General features: G+C 47.3%; 2 protein-coding genes. Both read right to left on the bottom strand.

Annotation, left to right across the window (positions count from 1 at the left end; all coding sequences use genetic code 11):
• A partial coding sequence (locus MUP17_04390) for a phosphoribosylglycinamide formyltransferase (protein ID MCJ7458212.1) occupies positions 1-219 on the bottom strand: 219 nt, incomplete at its 3' end.
• A gap of 255 nt (positions 220-474) precedes the next feature.
• Positions 475-1,599: flavodoxin domain-containing protein (locus tag MUP17_04385; GenBank protein MCJ7458211.1), on the bottom strand; the 1,125-nt coding region annotated here is incomplete at its 5' end.

Genomic DNA, 1,599 nt, shown 5'->3' with positions numbered 1-1,599 from the left:
CCTCTGGTCAAACTCCTCTAGCGTAGCAAACTGCTTGTGGCTTAGATGAAGAGCGGAGATATTGTGCTTTCTGGCTCTTTCCAGAGCAAAGGCATTACTGTTATTGCTGATGACGATCTTGATCTCAGCAGACAGCTCTCCCTTCTCTATGGCATCAATCAGAGCTTGAAGATTTGTGCCCCCACCTGAACACAGGACTGCTAAGTTTAGTTTTTTCATTTTTGAATCTCTTCCTGAAAATACAGTTTGTCGTAGCGCGACCCTTTCAGGGTCGCAATGCGAGGCTAAAAGCCTCGCGCTACGATTCTGCCTGTCGGGTCAGGGGACCCGACGGGCACACGTACAAAACCTCCACACCCGTCGGGCATAAAGCCCGACGCTACATTCTTTGCCCTCGTCCCTCGCTACTCTCTACTCGCTACCTGCTTTTTTCCTTTTTCCATCTTCCTTTTTTTGTTCTCTTTTCGCTCCTTGCTACCTGCCACCTGCACCTTTTATCCTCTGGGCAAACCTTCTGCCGAACTCAAAACATTTATTCAATTCCTCTTCATCCGGCCAGTATTTTAAAGAAATCCCTGGCTCAAAGATTTCGATTTTCACCTCCTGAAGCATAGTCTCGATATTTTTAACCGCTCCACCTGACCAGCCGAAAGAGCCGAATGCACCGCCGATTTTATTTTTTGGCTTTAACCCTCTGAGGTTGACCAGGAAAGCAGGAATGTCCGGCAGGTAATCGTTATTCACGGTAGAAGAACCTACCAAAAGCCCCTTAGCCTCCAGCACCTCTGCGATCACATCATGTTTGTCCGAGATGGGAAGCTTGTAAATATCCACTTCCACATTCTCCTTTTTTATCCCTTCAGCAATTGTTAGAGCCATCTTTTCCGTGGCACCATACATCGAGTCAAATGCAATCACCACTCGATCTTTTGCTTCTCCTTTTTCCCAATGAAGATAAGCATCGATTATCTTCTGCGGATTTTTCCAGATAAAACCGTGGGCCGGGGCTGCCATTTTTATTTTCCACCCGAGATTTTGCGTTTCCCCGATTTTCTTGACCGCGATGGAGCCAAGGGGCATCAGTATGTTGGCATAATATTTGGCGGCCGCGTGCATTATGATACACTCTTCGATCTCGTCATCGAATCTTTCTGAGGAGGCATAATGCTGGCCAAGTGCATCATTGCACAGCAGTATCTCATCCTCGATCAGGTAGGTCCACATGCTGTCAGGCCAGTGAAGCATCGGAGTTTCCAGAAAACTCAGGGTTCTCTTGCCCAGGCTTAGCTTATCCCCGGTTTTCACCAGTTGAAAATCCCAGTTGGCGAAATAATGTTTGAGCAGCCCCTCCTTGCACCTGGCGTTACAGATCAATTTCGCTTTGGGCGCCAAACTCAGAATTTTCGGAAGCGAGCCTGAATGGTCAATCTCCACGTGGTTGGCTATCACGTAATCGATTTTCTGGGGGTCAATGATTTGCTTTATCCTCTCGATCATCTCCTCAGCAAAAGGAGGAAAAACCGTATCTACCAGGGTGACCTTTTCGTCAAGGATCAGGTAAGCATTGTAGGTTGTCCCATGATGAGTGGAAAAAGTATG

This window comes from Candidatus Zixiibacteriota bacterium (assembly GCA_022865345.1).
In the GTDB taxonomy this organism is placed as follows: Bacteria; Zixibacteria; MSB-5A5; order MSB-5A5; family RBG-16-43-9; genus RBG-16-43-9.
Note: the sequence above shows the minus strand (reverse complement) of the source record. Positions and strands in the feature narration are given on the sequence as shown.